Source organism: Oceanospirillum multiglobuliferum (assembly GCF_900167095.1).
Lineage (GTDB): Bacteria > Pseudomonadota > Gammaproteobacteria > Pseudomonadales > Halomonadaceae > Oceanospirillum > Oceanospirillum multiglobuliferum.
Map to the genome: position 1 here is coordinate 1 of NZ_FUXG01000037.1, position 18,938 is coordinate 18,938.

Genomic DNA, 18,938 nt, shown 5'->3' on the forward strand with positions numbered 1-18,938 from the left:
CGAATTATCTGATTGAATTTTTAAAGAGCAATTTAGTTAATCGAAGGAGAGACAGAATCTCGATCACTTCGCTCAACTGAGGCTGCGTATTCTACAGAACCGAACCTCGTATTGTCAACCACTTTTTTCAACTTTCTTTTCAGTGCCGACCAACTCAGAAAACCGAACCAATCAAATATCGCACTCAAAAACATCAGTATAAACAAGCACTTAACACTTCCAATCAAGCCTTGCCTGACTAGAGAGCGCGTATTATACGCAGCAGAATGCATTGCGCAACTGTTTTTTTAAACTTTACTCGGCAACAGCCGCACAGCCTATAGAATAGGTTAAAAAATCCCTCGATCTATTTCAAAGCAAACCCTTGTTTATTTAAGCTTACCAACATAAAAGGCCGCGCTTCTTTACCCAAGGCCTGACTGATCTGCTCTGACCAAGATTGCTCGCTTTTACCTTGCGAGCGCTCACGATAGTACTCTCGCATTTGTTCATCATATTCAGAAAGCTTCTGTGCATCTAATGCGCGATACCGCTCTTGATGCAACACCAGATCGACAGGTAAACGTGGCTTCTTTTCTGGTACCTGGTCTGGATAACCTAAACATAGGCCAAACATCGGAAATACATGTTCTGGCAAGTTTAATAAAGCACAGACTTTTTCAGGGTTATTACGCAAGCCACCAATATAAACGCCGCCAAGCCCCATAGACTCTGCTGCCAAAAGTGCATTTTGAGCCATTAAACCTGAGTCCACTGCACCAATTAAAGTTTGTTCTACAAAACCTAGCTTCGCATCCGGTTTGATTTGCTGATGACGATTAAAGTCTGCGCAGAACACCAAAAACTCTGCAGCTGAGCTAACATACGACTGATTGCCTGCATACTCTGCCAATAGCTCACGATTTTCCGCACGAGTGACACGAATAATACTGACACACTGCAAATGACTAGATGACGAAGCAGCCCGAGCACAGTCAATAATTAAGCTAAGATGTTCAGAGCTAATTACTTGATCCGTAAACTTGCGAATGGATCGATGATTCAAAATTGTTTCTATTGTTGGATTCATAGCACTTCCTTCGATCAAAGCAATTACAGTCTATCAAAACGCAAAATGCCGACTACCACAAGATAATCGGCATTTAGATTCAATCAGAGTTTTGGCAATTACTGTGCAGAAATAATATCCAGCAACTCAACTTCAAATACCAGCGCAGAATACGGAGGGATCGCACCCGCACCACGCTCGCCATACGCCAGCTCAGCAGGAATGGTCAACAGCCACTTTGAACCAACAGGCATCAGTTGAAGCGCCTCAACCCAGCCGCGAATCACGCCACCAACAGGAAACTCGGCAGGCTGACCGCGCTCAACAGAACTGTCAAACACTTCACCATTGATCAACTCACCATGATAATGCACACGCACTTTATCTGTAGCACTCGGAATAGCGCCAGTACCTACGGTCAGTACTTCGTACTGCAAGCCAGAAGCGGTTACAACCACACCTTCTTTTTTGGCATTGTCAGCCAAATAAGCATTCGCTGCATCAATCGTATTCTGGTGCTGTGCTTTCTGCTTCTCTGCCAGACGTTGCTGAATCACTTCAAAGGCTTCATGCAGCTCCATATCACTCACACGACTTTCTGCACCCTCAAATGCCTCACGCAAACCCAAGGCAACTTGATCCAACAAAAGGCCATCGATTCCACTACTCGCCAACTGCTCGCCCATTTGACGACCAATACCATAACTTACTTTTGCTTCTACTGTTGCCAATTCACTCATCAGGGTTACCAGTTGATTTTGTTGAAAAATTTATTCTACCACGAACCCGAAAATCATCCACCTATAACAAAAACAGATGAAACCAAATTATGGCTATTTAACAGATACATCATCTGTTAAATAACAAATATACAGAAATATAGCCCAAGTAGATTTACTTTCACCAAAACCTTGCATATATTTCAGACATGACTGAACGTGACTTTGACGTTGTTTACGTCTATAGATTTCATATCCAGTCGATGCGTTTTGCAGCGACCTGATTGGTCTAAAGTTAAAAACGCAAAGTGTGACCGCTCAGATCACAAGCCCTAATTTTAGTGCCAAACTATTCAAGGCTCTAAGATTCGCCGACACAATCGGCTTGGGATTGATGCTTCTGACACAATCAGATGGCTTAAGATAAGAACAACAAGGGAAGCTTATGAGCAACTCCAATCAACCCGAAGTGCGTGTAGTCCATACACCGACCTTTATCGATGGCAGTGATTTAGAAACACCAATTCTAAAAATCCTGCAACAAGATGGTACGCTATATGAAGGCGCCGCCCTGCCCGATATTGATCAGGCATTGGCACTGAAAATCTACGATACCTTCTTATTTATTCGCGCACTGGATGAGCGCATGGTTGCGGCACAACGCCAAGGCCGCATCAGCTTCTATATGACAGAAATCGGTGAAGAAGCCGCAGACATCGGCAGCACCGCAGCCATGGCTTCTGACGACCTGATCATGGCTCAGTACCGTGAGCAAGGCGCATTAGCTTTCCGTGGTTTCCCCCTTAAGCAGTTTATGCACCAACTGTTCAGCAATGAGAATGATTTGGGCAAAGGTCGTCAGATGCCGATTCACTACGGCTCACGTGATCTGAACTACTTAACTATTTCATCACCTCTTGCGACCCAGCTCCCTCAAGCCGTAGGCTATGCTTATGGCTATAAGCTTGAGCAAAAAGACAACTGTGTCATTTGTTATTTCGGTGAAGGTGCCGCCTCAGAGGGTGACTTCCACGCAGCCATCAACATGGCAGGCGTATTTAAAGTACCGGTCATTTTCTTCTGCCGTAACAATGGTTATGCCATTTCAACACCATCCAGTGAGCAGTTTGCTGGCGACGGTATTGCACCTCGCGCAGTGGCTTACGGTGTAAAAGCAATTCGTGTCGACGGTAACGATGTGCTGGCAGTGCTTAAAGCCACACAAGAAGCGCGACGCATGGCCGTTGAAAACAACCAGCCCGTTTTAATTGAAGCGATGACCTATCGCTTAGGCGCACACTCGACTTCTGATGATCCCTCTGGCTATCGTAGCAAGAAAGAGGAAGAGAAATGGCGCGAAAAAGATCCCGTGCAACGTATGAAGCTTTGGTTGATTAACCAAGGTTGGTGGTCAGAAGCCCGCGATGCCGAAGAATTAGACCTGAAACGTAAAAACGTGATGGCTGCCATGAAAGAGGCCGAGCAAGTACCTGCGCCTTCTATTGATGAATTGGTTACCGACGTATACGACGTCCCTCCACAGCACCTTGTTGATCAGCTCAGTGAGTTAAAAGCGCATATCCGCAAATACCCTGACGCCTATCCAAAAACCGCTTGGAGACTGAACGATGAGTAACATGAACTTGCTTCAAGCGATCAACAACGCGCTTGAAATTGCCATGAGCAAAGATGACAAAGTGGTGTGTTTTGGTGAAGACGTTGGCCATTTCGGCGGTGTATTCCGTGCAACCAGCCACCTGCAAGAAAAGTTTGGCAAAAGCCGCTGCTTTAACACTCCTCTAACTGAGCAGGGCATTATCGGTTTTGCAAACGGTTTGGCCACACAAGGCCACAAGCCAGTGGCAGAGATTCAGTTTGCAGACTACATCTTTCCAGCGTTTGACCAGATCGTTAACGAATCAGCCAAGTACCGCTACCGCTCAGGCAATCAGTTTGATGTAGGCGGCTTAACCATTCGCAGCCCATACGGCGGTGGTATTCACGGTGGTTTGTATCACTCTCAATCACCTGAAGCTTATTTCACAGGTACACCGGGGTTAAAAGTGGTGATTCCACGTAACCCTTACCAAGCCAAAGGACTACTGCTGGCCTCTATTCGAGACAACAACCCTGTTATCTTTTTCGAGCCAAAGCGCCTTTATCGCGCCTCAACAGGTGAGGTGCCTGAAGGCGATTACGAGATCCCACTAGGCGTTGCAGAAGTCGTAAAAGAAGGCACCGACATTACCATTCTGGGCTGGGGTGCTCAGATGGAAGTGCTAGAAAAAGCGGTCGCACTGGCTGAAAAAGACGGCATCTCTTGTGAACTCATCGACCTACGCACTCTGTTACCTTGGGACGTGAATACCGTTGTCGATTCCGTCAAGAAAACAGGCCGCTTGTTGATCAGCCATGAAGCGCCACGTACAGGCGGCTTTGCAGGCGAAATTTCAGCCACTATTCAAGAGCGTTGCTTCTTGCACCTTGAATCTCCCATTAGTCGCGTCACTGGTTTAGACACACCATTCCCGCTCGCTCACGACAAGGAATACATGCCTGACCATTTGAAAAACTACGAAGCGATTAAACAGAGTGTTCAGTTCTAGGAGCAGGTCATGATTCAAGATTTTATTCTACCGGATATCGGTGAAGGCATTGTCGAGTGTGAGCTGGTCGAATGGCTCGTCAAAGAGGGGGATCATATTGAAGAGGATCAACCCATTGCAGATGTAATGACCGACAAAGCTCTTGTCCAGATCCCCTCGATGCACAAAGGCATTGTGGTCAAACTGCATTACAAACAAGGCGAGATCGCCAAAGTTCATGCGCCATTGTTTGCCGTTGATACCGCATCGGGTCAAAGTGGTGAAAGCTCAACGCCTATTGCGCCGACACCTGTTGAAAGCGAGCAAAAAACAACAGCGGCCGCACCAACAGCCCCCGCAGGCAAAATCATTAAAGATTTTATTCTGCCTGACATCGGTGAGGGCATTGTGGAGTGCGAACTGGTTGAGTGGATGGTCAAAGAAGGTGATGAGGTAGTGGAAGACCAGCCTGTTGCCGATGTGATGACCGACAAAGCACTGGTACAGATACCCTGCATGGATCATGGCCGCATCGTTAAGCTCTATTACAAGCAAGGCGAAATTGCCAAAGTTCACGCCCCACTGTTTGCCATCGAAATTGATGCGCCAGCAGGCAGTGTTGCAGCGCCTACCGCTACAGTTAGCGCCCCTGCACCTGTGGCACAAGCTGCCGCAGTAACAGTCACAACAGCCGTTGTGAGCACCAGCAGTAACAAAGGGAAAGCACTTGCCAGCCCCGCCGTGCGTCGAATCGCCCGTGAATACGAGGTTGATATTCAACAAGTGTCTGGCACAGGCAAAGATGGCCGCGTTTTAAAAGGCGATATTCTCAACTTTATCCAGCAGCCTAAAACTGCTCAAGCTGCGACTGAATCAGCCCCAACAGCCAGTGTCACAACAACCACAGCAACGGCTGAAACAGCTGATCGGGTTGAGCCTATTCGCGGTATCAAAGCGGCAATGGCCAAACAGATGGTACGTTCGGTTTCGACCATTCCGCATTTCACCTATGCAGAAGAGATCGACATTACCGACTTAATGGCGCTGCGGTTACAGTTGAAGCCAAAGCTAGAGACACAGGGCATTAAACTGACCCTGATGCCATTCTTTATGAAGTCGATGGCATTGGCGATTCAGGCTTACCCCGTGCTCAACAGCCGAGTGAATGCCGACTGCACCGAACTGACATACCTCAGCCGCATCAATATCGGCATGGCCGTTGATACGCCAATTGGCCTGTTAGTACCCAATGTGAAAGATGTGCAAACACTGAGCATCAAACAAGTCGCACAAGAAGTGAGCCGCTTAACAGACGCTGCTCGCGCAGGTCGTGTCAGCCAAGAGGATCAGAAAGAGGGTACCATCTCTATTTCTAACATCGGGGCGCTAGGCGGCACGGTTGCCACGCCTATCATCAATGCACCAGAAGCCGCCATTGTGGCACTGGGTCGAGTACAATCTCTGCCTCGCTTTGATGCTCAAGGAAACGTAGTGGCAAGACAGATCATGCAGGTTAGTTGGTCAGGGGATCACCGTATTATTGACGGTGGCACCATCGCCCGCTTCTGCAACCTGTGGAAACAGTATTTAGAAGACCCTGCCAGCATGTTGGTAGAGCTACACTAAACCAAACCATTTAAGCGCCTTCAATGAGGGCGCTTTTTTGTTTCTAGCAGGGTTGCCCGCTCAGTATCAGCATTTCAGAATATTCAAACTGCAAATAACAGGGATCGGTGATGCCTAACTATCCTTCTCGGCTTCAGCATTTTTATATCAACGAAGAGCAGTCAATCTATTTGATGAGCCATCAAGATGCTCAAAAAATCAAAGATTGGCTACAGCTCTGTCAGGAGCAGCTTGAGCAACACGGCTTTAGTAAAATTGAGTTTATCGGCAAGGGCGCGTATGGCTTTGTTTTTGGTGGCGTGTCTGGCTCTGGTAGCCCTTATGTGTTCAAGTTTTCACGGATTAACTTGCCGCAGCATATCCAAGATCGACTAGAGGAAGAGGCTTGGATGCAGCAGCATCTTGACCATCCCAATATTCCAGTGGTTAACGAATACACCCGTATCAAGAAGCAATCTGTTTTAATTATGGAACGCGCCAAAGGCATGGATTTAGAACAGTTCAGTTTAAAATATGGCCCGCTCCCCCCCCGATTGGTAGTGAAAATTGCCGCTCAAATGCGTGATATTTTGGTTGCCCTACGCAGCTTCAAACAAGGTTCAATCCCCAAACCTATTGTGCATGGTGACATTAAGCCCTCGAACATCGTCATCGACCCTGAAACCGAAACGGTCAAATTGATCGACTGGGGTTCCAGCGTTTTTGCCCAACTCGACGCCCAAGGCCAACCTGTCGCCGACACAGGCATCAGCATGATGAGTGCCGACCATCACAACACCAATGCCAAATTAGGCGATGTTTATTTTATTGGCGAAGAACAGCTGAATGGCGCGCTCTCCTCCCCCCGCTTTGATGAACAAGGGGTTGCAGGTACTTTATATGCTTTAGCCTCGGGACAATCTTGCCGCTATGGCCACAATGCCATCCCGCCTTCCTCTTTAGGGCTTCCAATAGAGTTTGCTCGTACACTGCAAGCGATGTTAGACGACGACTTAAAAAAGCAGCATCAAGCAGGGGACTACTTTATCAAGCAGATGCAAACCATGCGGCATTTGGTGTTTGCAGACGACGTTTGGGCAAAACCCAAACCCTTAATCCCCGTTTGGAGCCACGACAGCAGCCAACTGATTGATACTGTAGTGTACAACTCCCGTAAAACCTTTCTGCGGGAGGAGCAAAACGACCACTACCTAATGGATGTTGATGATGTTGAGCTGGAGAAGTACTACAAAAACTTTATGCACGGCATGGGTAAAACCGAACGGGCATTTTTAGCCAGCATCAGCCGACTGGGCAAATACCCACTGGTGGGCGGACTGGCCATTCACTGGAATGAACAGGGTGTTCATATCGACTCTAGCCTTAACCTGCACGCCCCTGCGTTACAAGATGCTTTTATTGCATCGGTCAATAACTTTGTGAACTTGGCACGCTCGATCCAGAGAGTTGGGGTGTTTAAATGCTGTATGTTTAATGCACGGGTTACCCTGCACATTGAACGGGAGTCTATTGAGCAACCCTTTCAGGTACCAGAGGGTTACGAAATTCCCTTTGAAATAGCCCCCACGCTACCTGTCGAAGAGCCTAGCCGCCTGCACTCCTACTTTGAAGATGGCGAAGACCCTGAAGAGCTACTGCAACTGCCTAAAGCCATTCGCCACCAAATTGAACGACTGAACAGTATCCGGCACACTGGCTGTATTATTTTTGAAAGCTTACCGAACCACCTGAAAATCCACAGTTATTACGTGCTGTTGGATGCAGAGAGGGAGAGCGATTTTAAGCAAGCCCTCAGCATTATTTTAGACCATGTGCATTTGATCGATAACCTAGGCATCTCCGGTTTTATGAAACTACCTTACAAAAATACCCGTAGCTTTAGCCACCTAGCCAGTCAGCCAGATCATTTCTACCCGAGAAACCCAAGAGGAGCTTAACATCCTAATTAAACTGTCATTTTAGCAAGTACTACGCTTGCTGATTGTGGCTATTCTAGGCAGAATTTCACATTGATATTAGCTATAGGCTTTTTTATGTCGAGTGCTGACAACGCTGAATTTTACCGAGAACAACATAAACGTCGACTAAGCTGGATGCCTTGGTTGTATTACCGCTTAAAACCTAAACACCTCGTCTGGGCACAACCTTGGCAGGAGGCGGTTCAAAAAATGCTTTCAGCGTTAGAAACAGTGACGTTTGGTGAGCGCTGTTTTATCGCCCCAGAAGCTGCTATTTTTGCTGAGCCAAACCGTGGTATTCATTTCGGGCAACAGTGCTTTGTCGCTGCAAATTGCTTTTTACACGGACCTATAGAGATTGGTAATGAAGTTGCGATTAATCATGGCTGCTCGTTTGATGGCGGTAAGGCAGGTATCAAGATCGGTAACCGCACTCGCATTGCCAATCATTGTAAAATCTATGCTTTTGACCATGGCATGGCGCCAGACCAGCCTATTTATCAGCAAGCAAATCGCTCACAAGGGGTTGTAATTGGCGATGATGTTTGGCTAGGTGCTGGTGTAGGAATTCGTGATGGCATCAACATTGGTGATGGTGCTGTTATTGGTATGAACAGCATGGTGACAAAAGATGTGCCCAGTTACGCCATTATGGTGGGCAATCCAGCCAAGCAAGTAGGCGATCGCCGTACAAAGCCTAGCGGCTATATTGCTGAAATTACTCAATTACCTATCGAATCTATCACTGCAACTCAACACAGTAACAACAAGGACGACTAATATGCCGTTACATATCTGTTTTGCTCATGGTAAAGAGAGTGGCCCTTGGGGCAATAAGGGACAATTATTATCACGCATTGCCCGTGAGCGTGGTCACGAATATAGTGCCCTAAACTATTTAAGCTGCGAGCAACCAGACAACCCTGAGAGTCGTGTCAAAATGCTAACGGAGTATTTGACTGAGATGCAGGTGCCCTCAGAAGAGTTAGTGTTGATAGGTTCTAGCATGGGTGGATATGTTGCTGCACGTGCCAGCCAGCAATTCCCAGCAGCGGGTATTTTTTTGATGGCACCTGCTTTTGGTTTAACTCAATACCCAATGCAGTGGCCTGAACTCAATAGCACTCATATTCATATCATTCATGGCTTGTTTGATAGCACTATTCCTTGGATGAATAGCAATCAAGTAAGCCAAAATACAGGTTGTGCTTTGCACCTTTTATCAGATGATCACCGCTTAACCGACAGTATTAACGTGATTGAGGAAGACTTTATCGCCTTCCTCGAACCATTAGAGCAAGCGCTCCCTTAAGTTAGAATTAACTACCGACCACTCCGCCATCCTTCTTAACCACCACAACAACAGAAGGTCTTGGTGGTTGTTTAGAGTTGAAATCCGGCCAACGAGTGACCGGATCAGAAAATGTAGACTCGCGAGCAAAAGGTGGGTAGTCCTTTGCGCCATCGCTACCGGGGTGCTGAACAGCAATAAACATAGTTTTATCATCTGGTGTAAAAGCGGGCCCTGCCATTTCGGCACCAACTGGCACCCTAAAAAACATTCGCGCAGCGCCTTTTTTACGACCTTGGGTTTCCACGGCCCAGATACCATCCGCAGAGCCAGAACGTCCCCAGTATTCACCTTGATCGGTAGTCACCCACAAACGACCTTGACCATCTACCGCACAATTATCGGGTGCCACAAACCAGTCTTTTTTTAGCCCCTGCTTATCTGGCTTAGGATCTGTTTTGCGACGGTGCTTATGGGTTGTCGCCTTAACATTGGTTTGCAGTAGTAGATCCCAGCGATATTGCAAAGCCGTATGATCGCCCTGTGGAGGGATCAGTTCTAAAATACGCCCTTCATTGGCTCTGGCCTCTACCCCCGGCAACATTAAATAGACATGATTATTTTCAGGGTTGGGCACAACATCCTCTGGACGATCTAAGGGCGTTGCCCCCACAAGATCAGCCGCCAATCGAGTATCAATTAATACATCCGCTTGGCTATTGAAACCATTTTCCTCATTTAAACCTGCGTGTCCGTAAACCAGCGGCAACCAATCTAAGTTCCCAATATGATCAAGCTTAGCCACATAAAGTGTACCTTCGTCTAGTAAGCTAAAATTAGCCCTGCGGTCATGGTCATCATAGGCCTTGTATGAGACAAACTTGTACAGATACTCGCCCTGTTGATCGTCTGCTGAGTAAACCACTACACGTCCATCTGCATTAAGCACAATACCTGCGCCCTCATGTTTAAAGCGGCCCAGTGCGGTACGTTTAACAGGACGAGCATTGGGGTTGTATGGATCAACCTCCACAATCCAACCAAAGCGGTTTGGTTCATTGGGTTCCATATCAATATTAAAGCGTGAATCATGCTTACCCCAATCAAACCACTTACCCGGGATACCATAACGTTTCAATTTTAATCTGTCTGGATGATCTTTTTTATGACCTAAGAAGTAGCCATTAAAGTTCTCTTCCGCAGTTAAAAAAGTCCCCCAAGGCGTGATACTGCCAGCACAATTATTCAATGTACCAATAACATGAAAACCATCAGGGTCATACTTGGTTTGCATACGGGCATCACCAGCTGCTGGCCCGGAGATATCAAGCACAGAACGTAAAGGCGTGATACGACGGTTATAAGGGCTAAAACGCACAGTTTGCCAGCGACCATTGCGGTTTTTTTCAATTTCTAATATTGATAAACCATGAGCCGCCATCTCAACTTGGCATAAGCGTAACCCGTAGTCTGCTTTCTTTTCTTTCTTTGGTTTATGGTCCGGAAACATCAACTTACGGGAGGTATATTCATGATTGACCACCAGTAGGCCGTGATCAGGGTTCTTAGACCCTCTTGGCAGAGGTAAAAAACCAATACTGTCGTTGTTATAACCAAACTGCTTTTCTTGTGCCTCTGGAGTTTGATGGTTTGCATCAAATTCAGGAGCATCTCCCATCACGGGATCTCCCCAACTTATTAATATATCGGCACGATAGCCTTTTGCCACATGGTGTGTGCCGTCTACTCCAGCAGAAACTGCTTCAAAGCTAAACATCGATGCTTCAGCCTCCAAGGTTTCATTTGATTGGTTATCAAGAGTATCAGTACCGATAGCAGTGTTGATTGCTTTTTCCGTTTGCAGGCGATTTTTTAATAGGTCTGAAAAAGCAGCTATGTTTTCTGGACTACAACGTTTCTCTTCATCAGCATCCCAGTGCTTTACGTCCATGAATCGCTCCTCATCATGTTGACAGGTTAAGTCTGTAGAATATCCATATAGAAACCTGATAGGTTTAATGGATTAATAAACTACATGCTGCACTTGCGAGATTACAGAAAGATGAATATAACAAGACAGAGTTGAGACAAAAGAACAGGCATAAAAAAACCCCGAACATGTCGGGGTTATTCACTCAATCGCAAGAGTGTTTACTACAATGTTTAAAGCCTATTCGATTAACCACCCAAGTAGGCTTTGCGCACATCTTCATTGACCAGTAAGTTTGCACCCGTATCCTCAAGTACAATTTTACCGTTCTCGATCACGTATCCGCGATCGGCCAAACGTAACGCTTGGTTGGCGTTCTGCTCAACTAGGAAGATGGTCATACCTTCATCACGCAATTTATGAATAATATCAAAAATCTGGTTGATGATCAGTGGCGCCAACCCCAGCGAGGGTTCGTCCAAAATCAACAGTTCAGGCTCGCTCATCAACGCACGCCCAATAGCCAGCATCTGTTGCTCACCACCTGACATGGTGCCTGCACGCTGTTTAAAGCGCTCCTCTAAACGAGGAAACAGCTCTAATACGTGTGCCATGCGTTGATCGTAGGTGGTTTTATTAAAGAAACCACCCATCGATAAATTTTCTTCAACGGTCATCGCAGAAAACACTCGACGACCTTCAGGTACAACTGCTAGACCAGTACGCATGATCTTAGAAGTTTCTTCCTTGGTGATATCATTACCTTTCCAAGTAATAGTACCCGCACTAGCACGAGGATCACCGCAAACTGTCATCAGCAGTGTTGACTTACCCGCACCGTTAGCGCCAATCAGGGTGACAATCTCACCCTGTTGCACATTCAGAGAAACTCCTTTTAGCGCTTCGATTGGGCCATAATGAGTGTGAACATTTTCAAGTGTCAGCATTAATCTTCTCCCAAATAGGCCTTAATTACATCAGGGTTTGCCTGAATTTCAGCAGGTGTGCCTGATGCTAATGGTGCACCTTGATTGATCACAACGATGTGATCAGAGATACCCATTACCAAGCCCATGTCGTGCTCAATCAGCATAACGGAGACACCATGATCATCGCGTAGGTGCATGATCAGTTCATCAAGTTCTTTCGTTTCATTTGGGTTCAAACCTGCGGCAGGCTCATCTAGCATTAACAGTTTCGGTTCTGTCACCATGCAACGCGCAATCTCTAAGCGACGTTGCTGGCCGTAAGCCAAGTTGCCTGCTTCACGGTTAGCGAACTCTAACAAGCCGACACGATCAAGCCAGTGTGCAGCTCGGTCCATCAGTTCCTTTTCTTTTTTACGGTAGCCAGGCGTCAAAAAGAAACCTTTTAATAGGTTGTGTTCAGCATGCATATGCTGGGCAACCAAGAGGTTCTCAATGACCGTCATCTCTTTAAACAAGCGAACGTTCTGGAAGGTACGTACCATACCTTCACGAGCGATCAAATGACCGGGCTTGCCCTGCATAGGCCGACCTTGGAACACCACATCACCACCAGTTGGGATGTAAAAACCACTGATGCAGTTGAAAACCGTCGTTTTACCAGCACCATTCGGGCCGATTACCGATACAATCTGTTTTTCTTTGACTGACAGGCTGACACCATTTACCGCCAACAAGCCACCAAAGCGCATAGTCAAGTCTTTGACTTCTAATAAATTAGTCACGTTTCAGCTCCAAATGCGGACGTTTCATCGGCAGCAGACCTTGCGGACGCCAAATCATCATCAATACCATCATCAATCCGAATAACAACATGCGGTACTCATCAAACTCACGGGCCATTTCTGGCAGAATGGTCATCGCCATTGCCGCAAGAATAATACCGAGCTGAGAACCCATACCACCCAATACTACGATAGCAAGGATGATGGCCGACTCAATGAAGGTGAACGACTCAGGGCTGATAAAGCCTTGGCGAGCAGCAAAGAATGAACCTGCAAAGCCTGCGAAAGACGCACCGATGGTGAATGCGGTCAGCTTAATAACCGTTGGATTTAAACCCAGTGCACGACACGCGATCTCATCTTCACGTAGTGCTTCCCATGCGCGACCAATTGGCATACGAATAAGGCGATTGATCACGTAAAGCGTCAACAGTACCAGAGCAAAAGCCAGCAGATACAGGAAGATCACTTTGTATTCACTACTGTAAGGAATACCAAAGAATTCATGGAAAGTTTGACCGCCTTCAGAGGCTCTGCGGTTAAACTCCAAACCAAACAGGTCAGGCTTTGGAATACGGGCAATACCATTAGGGCCGCCAGTTAAATCTGTCCAGTTGTTCAGCAAAATACGAATGATCTCACCGAAACCAAGCGTCACAATGGCAAGATAGTCACCGCGTAACCGTAGAACAGGGAAGCCTAGAATAAAGCCAAAGAGTGCAGCCAATAAGCCAGCAATTGGTAATGCAACCCAGAATGACAAACCAAAGTAGAAGTTCAACAGCGCATAGCTATAAGCGCCTACTGCGTAGAAGCCCACATAGCCCAGATCCAACAGACCAGCCAAGCCCACTACAATGTTAAGGCCTAAACCTAACATCACATAGATCAATGTCAGAGTTGCGATATCCACCGCACCACGAGAGCTGACAAAAGGGAATATCAGCAATGCACCAACCGCCATAAAGCCCCATAGACGTTGTTGCTTAGGTGTGCGAATAAACGCAGGCATCTCAAAGCTGCCATCCCCACGAAGCCTTGTGGTAACCGCACCAACCTCCTGCTTAAAGTACTGAATGATAAAAACCAGTGCAGCACCAATAATCAAGCCATAAATTTTATGTGGCTCAGACAGTTCAAGCACCAGATCAATACCTTCTGACACCATGGTAACGCCTAGTAACAGCGAACCGAGGAGAAGGGTTAATAGGGCGGCAAATAATGCCGAAGTGAATCTTGATTGCATCAGATTTTCTCCACTTCAGGTTTGCCAAGAATACCAGACGGCATAAATAGCAGAATCAAAACTAACAGAGAAAATGCCACAACATCTTTGTATTCAGCGGTTAGATAACCCGCTGTTAGGCTTTCTGTTACACCCAAAATCAAGCCACCTAACATAGCGCCAGGAATACTACCAATGCCGCCTAGTACCGCTGCGGTGAAGGCTTTTAGACCAGCCATAAAACCAATGTAAGGATTCACAACACCGTAATACAAGCCCAGTAGCATACCCGCAACCGCAGCCAAAGCGGCACCAATTACGAAGGTCACTGCAATCACATTATTTGAGTTAATACCCAAAAGGTTGGTCATACCGATGTCTTGAGAGCAAGCTCGACAAGCGCGACCCATGCGGGAGCGCGTGATAAATAGAGTTAATCCGACCATGCAGATTACAGTTGAAATCATGATGATGATCTGCATGTATGAGATCATGATATGGCTACCGTTAGGATCGCCCATCAAGAAACCACCTTGGATCAGGCTTGGCATCGCGATATCACGAGAGCCTTGCGCCAATCGAATGTAGTTTTGTAGAAAAATTGACATACCGATTGCAGAGATTAAGGCAATCAGTCGCTTGCTGCTGCGTAAGGGCCTATAAGCAACCCGTTCAATGGTGAAGCCATACGCACTGGCGACCATAATGCTCACCATTAAGGCGAGGCCGATGAGTAAAAGAGGATTATCAATCCCAAGCATACTCAAACCAGCTAAGGCAATAAAAGCAACATAGGTACCCATCATATAAACTTCGCCATGGGCAAAGTTAATCATACCGATGATACCGTACACCATCGTATAGCCGATAGCGATCAAAGCATAGGTACTGCCTATGGTAAGACCGTTAGTGACCTGCTGGAGGAAATAAAAAATAGATTCGGACATTATATGACACCCTGAGAGCAACGCCTAACCACTGACCTGCTTTTGACAGGCCAGTGGTGAACGTTCACAGTGTACTTTGTAAGTGAACTGTTAGGTTCGTTTATTATTGTTGTAAAGCTTACTTAGCGGCAGACTTAGTGCCGTCCGCGTGCCAGTTATACACAACAAAGTTGAAAGAGGTTAAATCACCTTTTTCGTCAAACTTCACGTCACCAATAGGTGTTGTGAAAGAAGTTTTGCGCATGTGCTCTGCAACTTCTTCAGCGTCAGTGCTGCCAGAGGCTTTCATACTGTCAGCCATCACTTGTACGGCTGCATAAGCAGGCATTACGAATGGGCCTGATGGGTCTTGGTTTTTCATTTCAAACGCTTTCACCAGCTTCTGGTTCTTTGGATCCAGTTCGAAGCTTGGTGGCAGTGTGACCAACAGACCTTCTGAAGCTTCACCCGCGATTGCAGAGATATCTTTGTTGCCTACGCCTTCAGGACCCATGAACTTAGCATTTAAGCCCAGCTCTTTAGACTGGCGTAAAATCAGACCTAGCTCTGGGTGGTAACCACCGTAGTAAACGAAGTCAACATCATTACGCTTCAGCTTAGCCACTAGCGCAGAGAAATCTTTATCACCAGCGGTTACACCTTCAAACATCACCACTTTCAGGCCTGCATCTTCAACAGTTTTCTTAACCGCTGTAGCAATACCTTCACCGTACTGCTGCTTGTCATGAATCACAGCAATGCGCTTTGGCTTAGCTTTTTCTGCAATATAGCGACCAGCTACAGGGCCTTGCAGACTATCTAAACCAATTGTACGGAAAATCATTTTGTAACCCTGCAACGTAATGTCAGGGTTAGTTGACGCTGCAGTAATCATAACAACGCCTTCGTCTTCATAAATATCAGACGCTGGCTGAGTAGAACTTGAACACAGGTGACCTACAACAAACTTGATGCCATCGTTAACAATTTTGTTAGCAACCGCTACCGCTTGTTTAGGGTCACAAGCGTCGTCGTATTTGATGCCAACCAGTTTTTCACCATTCACACCGCCCGCTTTGTTGATCTGCTCAATGGCCATTTCTGCGCCAATGAACTGCATATCACCATACTGAGCTACTGGGCCTGATACTGGGCCTGCCATTGCAATTTTAATATCTGCTTGCGCGGTTGCTGCAGCCATTAGCGCAGCAGAGACGCCCATACCAATCAGAGTTTTTTTCACCATGCTCTTCATTATTGTCTTCCTGTTTTTATTGTGATGATTCGAACCTAGCTGAGTTAGCAGGGATGTTGCCTCAGCTATTATTATTTGCCTGTGTTCTAAATGCCTGATCTAGGATTTGAGAATATCAGACCTTCGGATAAGGATTATTCACTCATAATCTGGGTTTTGTCTAGTTTGTATCGGTACAAATTTGAATCCACCGGCTATTTTATACATAAATACATCTGACTAAACTCAGCGTACTAGCAACAAATCTCTAATTTATAAGTATTTTTAGATTATTTATCTAATGAAGGGCAGCCAAAACGAATTTCAACCCAAATGTAACGCATTCTTTACATATCAAAAAAATAGCATTTTTTTTGTAATCAGACACTTATCATCACTTTTTGCGAAAAAGATTTTTGTAAATTTAAAGATTCTGGTCTAAACCTTAATTCACAAGCAATATCAAATTGAGGTGCTTTATGGCTAGCCCACTCCCATCATTTGATGTGCTAATGGAACTAGCTCAGAATCATCCAGAGGAACTTGAGCAGATCAGAATTCAGCTCAGCCAAGAGATTCTTGACGATGCCACACCTAGATTAAAGCAACGCTTAGAGGGACTTAATTTTCGCATGAACATGGAGCGTCAACGTGCTAAAAACCCTCTACAGTGCTGCATTCGTATCACAGCCCTAATGCACGACTCGTTTGACCGTATGCGTACTGAACTGACCACACTGGTAGAGCCCTGTCCGCCTAAGCTCAAAAGTATCGAGCTAGATTCTGCTGCTAATCAGCAACATATTTCCGTTACCGATCCAGATTCCAATATCATTCCTCTTTTCAAACATACCGCTGAGCCTAAATAGGCTCAGCGATCTCCTATTGAGCCATCAAATATAGGCATGCTAATTGCTTTTACTCTGATTGAAGAGCTTTTAGAGTGCATGCGCGCACCTTTTTGATGCTGCAAAAATGCTTATAAATCAATAATTTAAAAGTCTTTGCTGTTTTCGAAGTGCTTAAAAGAGGCATCACTGTATTCTTTTAAGCGCATTGGTTGTGCAGTACAGGCTAATTACGCACCAAATTAGTGCAACAAACTGGAGAAATACTGTGGAAAATATTAACAGTGCCGTTGAAACGCTGATGCAGGGAGCAAATACGCTATTTATCTTAATAGGTGCCATTTTGGTGCTTGCTATGCATGCAGGGTTTGCCTTTTTAGAGGTAGGTACTGTCCGCAAGAAAAACCAAGTAAACGCATTGGTTAAAATTATGACTGATTTTGGCTTTTCAACGCTGGCGTACTTCTTCGTAGGCTATTGGATCGCTTACGACATCACCTTTTTCAGTGGTGCAAGCACCTTGGCTGAGGCGAATGGTTATGCACTGGTGAAATTCTTTTTCCTACTGACGTTTGCAGCAGCAATACCGGCGATTGTCTCTGGCGGTGTTGCAGAGCGCGCTCGTTTTTATCCGATGCTAGTGGCTTCAGCATTAATTGTTGGCTTGGTGTATCCCCTATTTGAAGGGATGAGCTGGAATGGCAACTATGGCTTCCAAGATTGGGTAAGTGCGACTTTTGGTGCACCTTTCCATGATTTTGCAGGTTCTGTGGTGGTGCATAGCGTTGGGGGTTGGATCGCCTTAGCCGCTATTTTGATTCTAGGTTCACGTATGGGGCGTTACCGTGGCGGTAAAGTGGTGGCATTTGCACCTTCTAATATCCCATTTTTAGCACTTGGCTCATGGATTCTGACGGTTGGCTGGTTCGGTTTTAACGTAATGTCAGCACAAACACTAGACGGTATCAGTGGCTTGGTGGCAGTGAACTCCCTTATGGCGATGGTCGGTGGGATTATCGTATCGTTGTTTATGGGTAAAAATGACCCAGGCTTTATCCATAACGGCCCACTGGCGGGTCTGGTTGCGGTATGTGCAGGCTCTGACATCATGCACCCAATTGGTGCATTAATAACAGGTGCCGTTGCAGGCGGACTATTTGTATACATGTTCACTGTGGCACAGAACAAATGGCCTCGCTTAGATGACGTTTTAGGGGTTTGGCCTCTACACGGCCTTTGTGGCGCTTGGGGTGGTATCGCGGCAGGTATCTTCGGTCTAGAGGCGTTGGGTGGTTTAGGCGGTGTCACCCTTGCGGCGCAACTGGCGGGTACAGTAGTAGGTGTGGTTATCGCGTTTGTCGGCGGCTTTGTTGTATATGGTTTGGTCAACAAAGTGGCGAGCATTCGTATGGACGAAGAAGACGAGTTCAACGGTGCGGATTTAAGCATTCACAAAATTGGTGCTACCAGCGAAGACTAAACCCTAATTAAGGAAGGGCGGTTGCAGACTCTGAGTGCAACACGCTACTGAACTAATGTGGTGGTATTATATTCTTTCGCCATCACTTCACTAATTACTTCAATGGGGCATCGGTATTCAAAACGCTGCCGAGGCCTGATATTCAACTCATAAGCAATCGCATCCAACTGCTCCTGACTGTGCACTGACAGATCCGTTCCTTTAGGTAAATATTGGCGGATTAGGCCATTGATATTCTCATTGCTTCCCCGCTGCCACGGACTGTGTGGATCACAAAAATAGATCGCTACACCTGTACGTTGCGTGATTTCCGCATGCTTAGCCATCTCTTTGCCTTGGTCATAGGTCATACTTTTA

The 18,938-nt window shown here is 46.2% G+C and carries 17 protein-coding genes; 8 read left to right on the forward strand and 9 right to left on the reverse strand.

Features of this window, described 5'->3' with window-relative positions; translation table 11 throughout:
* Positions 1 to 346: 346 nt before the first annotated feature.
* Positions 347 to 1,069: an oxygen-insensitive NADPH nitroreductase gene (gene nfsA, locus B5D26_RS15670; RefSeq protein ID WP_078746653.1), complete on the reverse strand. Its 723-nt coding sequence runs from the start codon at positions 1,067 to 1,069 to the stop codon at positions 347 to 349.
* Between the two features lie 98 nt (positions 1,070 to 1,167).
* Entirely contained in the window at positions 1,168 to 1,788 is a 621-nt protein-coding gene (locus tag B5D26_RS15675) for a BamJ family beta-barrel-assembly machinery protein (RefSeq protein WP_078746654.1), read from the reverse strand.
* Positions 1,789 to 2,212: 424 nt separating this feature from the next.
* Here B5D26_RS15675 and B5D26_RS15680 point away from each other — a divergent pair, with 424 nt between their 5' ends.
* From B5D26_RS15680 to B5D26_RS15705, 6 genes are all read left to right on the forward strand, one after another.
* The gene (locus B5D26_RS15680; RefSeq protein ID WP_078746655.1) at positions 2,213 to 3,403 is read left to right on the forward strand and encodes a thiamine pyrophosphate-dependent dehydrogenase E1 component subunit alpha; all 1,191 of its coding nucleotides are present in this window, start codon (positions 2,213 to 2,215) and stop codon (positions 3,401 to 3,403) included.
* Complete coding sequence (locus B5D26_RS15685) at positions 3,396 to 4,373, forward strand: alpha-ketoacid dehydrogenase subunit beta (RefSeq protein WP_078746656.1); 978 nt, start codon at positions 3,396 to 3,398, stop codon at positions 4,371 to 4,373. Before B5D26_RS15680 ends, B5D26_RS15685 begins: the two co-directional genes overlap by 8 nt.
* A 9-nt stretch (positions 4,374 to 4,382) precedes the next feature.
* Positions 4,383 to 5,978 (forward strand): dihydrolipoyllysine-residue acetyltransferase, encoded by a 1,596-nt coding sequence (locus B5D26_RS15690; RefSeq protein WP_078746657.1) that lies wholly within the window; start codon positions 4,383 to 4,385, stop codon positions 5,976 to 5,978.
* A gap of 110 nt (positions 5,979 to 6,088) precedes the next feature.
* Positions 6,089 to 7,915, forward strand: coding sequence for a protein kinase domain-containing protein (locus tag B5D26_RS15695; protein WP_078746658.1), 1,827 nt, complete (start codon positions 6,089 to 6,091; stop codon positions 7,913 to 7,915).
* Positions 7,916 to 8,011: 96 nt separating this feature from the next.
* Positions 8,012 to 8,716: an acyltransferase gene (locus tag B5D26_RS16635; RefSeq protein WP_078746659.1), complete on the forward strand. Its 705-nt coding sequence runs from the start codon at positions 8,012 to 8,014 to the stop codon at positions 8,714 to 8,716.
* A gap of 1 nt (position 8,717) precedes the next feature.
* A complete protein-coding gene (locus tag B5D26_RS15705; RefSeq protein ID WP_078746660.1) occupies positions 8,718 to 9,248 on the forward strand; it encodes a YqiA/YcfP family alpha/beta fold hydrolase in 531 nt (176 codons plus the stop codon).
* A 7-nt stretch (positions 9,249 to 9,255) separates the two neighbouring features.
* Here the strand turns inward: B5D26_RS15705 and B5D26_RS15710 are convergent, their stop codons facing one another.
* The 6 genes from B5D26_RS15710 to B5D26_RS15735 form a co-directional block, all read right to left on the reverse strand.
* Positions 9,256 to 11,178 (reverse strand): PhoX family protein, encoded by a 1,923-nt coding sequence (locus B5D26_RS15710; RefSeq protein ID WP_078746661.1) that lies wholly within the window; start codon positions 11,176 to 11,178, stop codon positions 9,256 to 9,258.
* A 227-nt stretch (positions 11,179 to 11,405) separates the two neighbouring features.
* The gene (locus B5D26_RS15715; protein WP_078746662.1) at positions 11,406 to 12,104 is read right to left on the reverse strand and encodes an ABC transporter ATP-binding protein; all 699 of its coding nucleotides are present in this window, start codon (positions 12,102 to 12,104) and stop codon (positions 11,406 to 11,408) included.
* Positions 12,104 to 12,835 carry a high-affinity branched-chain amino acid ABC transporter ATP-binding protein LivG gene (gene livG / locus B5D26_RS15720; RefSeq protein WP_200810712.1) on the reverse strand — a complete coding sequence of 244 codons (732 nt, stop codon included), beginning with the start codon at positions 12,833 to 12,835 and terminating at the stop codon, positions 12,104 to 12,106. The genes B5D26_RS15715 and livG overlap by 1 nt, the downstream gene beginning before the upstream one ends.
* A 25-nt stretch (positions 12,836 to 12,860) precedes the next feature.
* Positions 12,861 to 14,114 (reverse strand): high-affinity branched-chain amino acid ABC transporter permease LivM, encoded by a 1,254-nt coding sequence (locus B5D26_RS15725; protein ID WP_078746664.1) that lies wholly within the window; start codon positions 14,112 to 14,114, stop codon positions 12,861 to 12,863.
* Positions 14,114 to 15,040 carry a high-affinity branched-chain amino acid ABC transporter permease LivH gene (gene livH, locus B5D26_RS15730; protein ID WP_078746665.1) on the reverse strand — a complete coding sequence of 309 codons (927 nt, stop codon included), beginning with the start codon at positions 15,038 to 15,040 and terminating at the stop codon, positions 14,114 to 14,116. The genes B5D26_RS15725 and livH overlap by 1 nt, the downstream gene beginning before the upstream one ends.
* A 118-nt stretch (positions 15,041 to 15,158) precedes the next feature.
* A complete protein-coding gene (locus B5D26_RS15735; protein WP_078746666.1) occupies positions 15,159 to 16,274 on the reverse strand; it encodes a branched-chain amino acid ABC transporter substrate-binding protein in 1,116 nt (371 codons plus the stop codon).
* Between the two features lie 458 nt (positions 16,275 to 16,732).
* Between B5D26_RS15735 and B5D26_RS15740 the strand changes: the two genes are divergently transcribed.
* Together B5D26_RS15740 and B5D26_RS15745 are read left to right on the forward strand one after the other, a co-directional pair.
* Complete coding sequence (locus B5D26_RS15740; protein WP_078746667.1) at positions 16,733 to 17,122, forward strand: DUF3135 domain-containing protein; 390 nt, start codon at positions 16,733 to 16,735, stop codon at positions 17,120 to 17,122.
* Positions 17,123 to 17,369: 247 nt separating this feature from the next.
* Entirely contained in the window at positions 17,370 to 18,581 is a 1,212-nt protein-coding gene (locus B5D26_RS15745; protein ID WP_078746668.1) for an ammonium transporter, read from the forward strand.
* Between the two features lie 44 nt (positions 18,582 to 18,625).
* On the opposite strand, the gene B5D26_RS15750 is transcribed toward B5D26_RS15745, so the two are convergent.
* A partial coding sequence (locus B5D26_RS15750) for an IS30 family transposase (protein WP_143833132.1) occupies positions 18,626 to 18,938 on the reverse strand: 313 nt, incomplete at its 5' end.